At 31.0% G+C, this 4,241-nt stretch carries 5 protein-coding genes and 1 pseudogene; 4 read left to right on the forward strand and 2 right to left on the reverse strand.

Annotation, left to right across the window (positions count from 1 at the left end):
* From HG1285_RS05745 to HG1285_RS20275, 3 genes are all read left to right on the forward strand, one after another.
* A partial coding sequence (locus HG1285_RS05745) for an IS110 family transposase (protein WP_008288315.1) occupies window positions 1-914 on the forward strand: 914 nt, incomplete at its 5' end.
* 22 nt (window positions 915-936) lie between these two features.
* Window positions 937-1,086 (forward strand): hypothetical protein, encoded by a 150-nt coding sequence (locus HG1285_RS20270; RefSeq protein ID WP_232219501.1) that lies wholly within the window; start codon window positions 937-939, stop codon window positions 1,084-1,086.
* A 58-nt stretch (window positions 1,087-1,144) separates the two neighbouring features.
* Window positions 1,145-1,411 (forward strand): ATP cone domain-containing protein, encoded by a 267-nt coding sequence (locus HG1285_RS20275; RefSeq protein WP_008288316.1) that lies wholly within the window; start codon window positions 1,145-1,147, stop codon window positions 1,409-1,411.
* Here HG1285_RS20275 and HG1285_RS05735 read toward each other — a convergent pair.
* A complete protein-coding gene (locus HG1285_RS05735; RefSeq protein WP_008288317.1) occupies window positions 1,408-2,190 on the reverse strand; it encodes a dihydroorotate dehydrogenase electron transfer subunit in 783 nt (260 codons plus the stop codon). The genes HG1285_RS20275 and HG1285_RS05735 overlap by 4 nt on opposite strands.
* Window positions 2,191-2,263: 73 nt before the next feature.
* Here HG1285_RS05735 and pheA point away from each other — a divergent pair.
* Window positions 2,264-3,373 (forward strand): annotated as a pseudogene (pheA, locus tag HG1285_RS18230) (prephenate dehydratase).
* Here the strand turns inward: pheA and HG1285_RS05730 are convergent.
* Window positions 3,354-4,241: LptF/LptG family permease (locus HG1285_RS05730; protein ID WP_032496815.1), on the reverse strand; the 888-nt coding region annotated here is incomplete at its 5' end. The pseudogene pheA and the gene HG1285_RS05730 sit on opposite strands and share 20 nt — an antisense overlap.

Consider the following 4,241-nt stretch of genomic DNA (forward strand, 5'->3'; position numbering starts at 1 on the left):
TAGCAGTAGAGACACTAACAGGAGTAAAACACTTCATAAAACAAATAAAAGAAGATAACGAAGTATACCTAATCAATACAAACAGATTTAAAAACGTTTTAAAAGGTGTAAACACAGATAAAAAGAGCGATAAGTTAGATGCACAAACAATAGCAATATATTTAGAGAGAGGATTACTACCAACAGTATACATACCAGAAGAAGATATAGAAAGATTAAGACAACTATTAAAAGCAAGAGAAAACTATATAGACCAAAGAAGGAGCATAATGAACCAGGCACATAGCCTGTTGTTAGAATACGGGATAAAGATAAAGAACAGACAACTGCTAACAGATAAAGGCATTAAAGAGGTGGAAAACAGTCTAAAAGAGATACCCCCTGAGATACAAGGGGTAATCAGAGGTTATATAAGAACAATAAAGCATTTAACAAAAGAGATAGAAAAGATAGAGGAAATAATAAACCAATATGTAGAAAAAAATCAAGAGATAAAAGAGAAGAAAGATATATTAGAGAGCATACCAGGTGTAGGGAAAATAACAGCTTTAACATTCATAAGCACAATAGGGAATATAGAAAGATTTGATAATAGTAGAAAAGTCGGAGCATATATAGGATTAGTGCCAAGAGTATATGGAAGTGGGGATAGTATTAAAATGGGAAGGATAACAAAAAGAGGGGACAGTACACTCAGAAATAAACTATTACAAGCAGCAATATCTTTGTTAAAGACAAAAAAGAAAAATAGCTTAAAAGAATTTTTTAACAGGTTAATAAAATCAGGTGTAAGTAAGAACAAAGCAAGGATAGCATTGGCGAGGAAGTTAGCTACAGTTATGTTCGTTTTATTGAAAGAAAATAGAAAGTTTGAAAATTACTTTAATAAAAATACTGCAACCTTAGTGGGTTGACATCTTTCATAGGAGTAAAGTTATGAAATGCCCCAAATGCGGTTCACTTCACGATAAAGTTGTAGATACAAGGCAGTCAAAAGATGCAACGGTTATAAGAAGGAGAAGGGAGTGTGTAGAATGCGGAACCCGTTTTACAACTTATGAAAGGCTTGAAGAAGAAAAATCATAGTTAAGAAAAAAGTGGAGAAACAGAGCCTTTTGAACAAAGTAAAATAATAAGAGGTATAATGCTTGCTGCGAAAAATAGACCAGTTTCTCAAAAACAGGCTGAAGAAATTGCAGAAGATATAGAAAAGTATCTAATAGATGAAGGAAAGCTACTTGTAGAATCTACGGAAATCGGGGATTTGGTTCAGCAGCGACTCAAAAAACTGGATATTATTTCTTATATAAGATTTAAATCTGTTTATAATGAGTTTAAAGACCTAAAAGATTTCCAGAAAACCCTTGAAGAGTTTCAAAGAAGACAGAACGAGCAAATAGATAATGATTAAAGCTCTATTTTGTAAGTATCAAAAACTGGCCCTTCATAACAAACCCTAACATAAGAATTTTTTTCTACATCTTTAATTACACATCCTATACATATTCCAAAACCACACGCCATTTTACTTTCTAAAGAAGCATAGCAAGGAATGTTAATTTCTTTGGCAATTTTATCAACTGCTTTCATCATTCCGTGAGGCCCGCAGGTAAAAATTACTGTGTTTTTATTCTCAAGGGCAAGTTCTTTTAAATCTCTGATGACAAGTCCTTTTTCTCCATAACTTCCATCTTCTGTATAAATAATTACGTCATTTTCAAAACCGTTTTCTTTTATCCAGTCAAGCATTGAAAGCTGCTGTTTTCTTCTTACTCCATATATAGCTTTAAAAGGTTTATTTTCATTTCTTAATTTTTTCATTAAATACGAAAGACCAGCAAAACCAATACCACCGCCAACTAATATATAATAATCAAATTTTTCAGGAAACAAATTTTTTCCTAAAGGAGCAAGTATTTCTATCTCATCGCCAACTTTTTTTTCAGTTAAAGCTTTAGTTCCTCTTCCATAAACATCGTAATAAATCCATATTTCATCATCTACCACATCTGCTATTGCAAAAGCTCTCCTCATCATAGGGTCATACTGGTATTCGGCAGTAGGTCTAACCATAATAAAATGAGCTGGTTTTGCTTTTTCAGCAATTTCTTTATTTTTAAACTTCAAAAGCCATGTTATTCCAGAAATAAACCTATTTTCAGTTATTTTAACTTTATAATCTTTTATCAATGTGGCCTCTTATAAGCTTTAGGTTTTAAAATATTTTATAATAGTATTCAGATTAACTCAAAAGGAAAAAGGAATGAGCGATAAAATACCACAGGAAGCACAGGATAAACTTTCACAACTTAGGAAAAAAATAGATGAAATAGATGAAATAATTGTAAAACTTTTAAACGAAAGAGCAAAGCTCGCAAAAGAAGTTGGACATATAAAAAAGCAGTACAACCTGCCTATATATGTTCCAAGTAGAGAACAGGAAATATTTGAAAGGCTGCAAAAATTAAACCAGCAGTACGGGGAGTTTCCGACAGATGCTATTAAACCTGTATTTAGGGAGATAATTTCAGCCTGCAGGTCAACAGAAGAAAACTTAAAGGTTGCATATCTTGGACCCCGTGCAACTTTCACCCATCAGCAAGTTTGCAATATTTTGGTCAGGCAGTTGAGCATATTCCAGTTTCTACAATAAAGGATGTTTATGAGAATAGTGAAAGATAAAGTTGATTTTGGTGTTGTACCTGTTGAAAATACTATTGAAGGAGTTGTTAATTATACACTTGATATGCTCATAGACTATCCTCTTTATATAACAGGTGAAGCTATTCTTGAAATTTCCCTTAATCTTATGGGGATAAATCCGAATTTAAATGAAATAGAAAGGGTATATTCTCATCGGCATGCTCTTGCAGAATGTAGAGACTGGCTTCACAAAAATTTACCCAGTGCCCAGCTTATAGAAGTTGAAAGTACAGCAAAGGCAGCTGAAATGGCAAAAGATGATTTTGAAGCTGTTGCGATAGCAAGTGAAGCTGCAGCGGATATTTATGGTCTTCATATAATAGAAAGGAAAATAGATAAACATCTTCACAATTTTACAAGATTTTTAATAATAGGCAAAGAGGATAAAATGTCTCAACCTACAGGAAATGATAAAACAACATTTATTTTTTCTGTGAAAAATGAAGTTGGAGCTTTGTATAAAACATTAGAACCTTTATATAGAAGAAAAATAAATATGACAAAAATTGAGTCAAGACCTTCCAAAAAAGGAGCCTGGGACTATATATTTTTTACAGATATTGAAGGGCACATAAAGGATAAAAATGTAAAAGAGGCTTTAGAAGAACTTAAACAAAAATCCCCTTATTTTAAAATACTTGGGTCTTATCCTAAAGCTCAACAAATTTGATTTTAAATAGTAATATAAAACCTAAAATCAGATAAATAATGTTTATAAAAACAGGTGAAAAATAAGGTACACCACCTGTTTCAGATAGTGATGCCAGAGCAGATATCACATACCAGTAAAAAAGAATAGAGCCAAAAATCACAATATATTTTTCTCTTCTTCTTAACCATATCCATGGATAAATAAATATTGTCAGGACTATTGGAGAAAAGACAGTCGTAAAATAAGAAAAAAACCTGCTCCAGAAATATCCAGAAGGATAACCAAATCTATCTGCAATAATAGCTTTTTCATAAAACTGCAATATAGAAGTTGGTCTTTTTATTTTGATTAATTTTCTTAAATTTTTTGTGTCAATCTTAACTGGATATTCAAGTTTTTCAAATTTTGTGTAATCAAAGTTTATTACATCTGCCAGTGAAACTATGCGTCCTTTAAATAATTTAAGCTTTTCTTTTTGTATGTTAACTGTTTTTGCCTCAACTCTAAAAAGCGGATAAAATTCTTTGTTATCAAGTTTTATATATATAAAGTTTTTACCAATGGATTTATTTAAATCAAGAAAGCCAAAATAAGCAAATGTAAAATTATCAAGCTTTATCCATTGGTTTGATATAAAAATATACTTATCTTCTTCACTTTGAAGTTTACCTCCTTTAAGAGTTTTATAGTATTTTAAAGATAATTCTTTGGATTTAGGCATTACTACAAGATTATTAAAAAGCTGGATAAAAAATACAAAAATAGAGAATAAAACAGCCGGAGTAATTAAGTATTTTATAGAAATCCCATTTAAAAAAATTGGATATATTTTTCTGGATGTTATAAGCTCTCTATAAACTATAAAAAAAGATATTACAGCAGCAAT

The sequence above is a fragment of the Hydrogenivirga sp. 128-5-R1-1 genome, assembly GCF_000171895.1.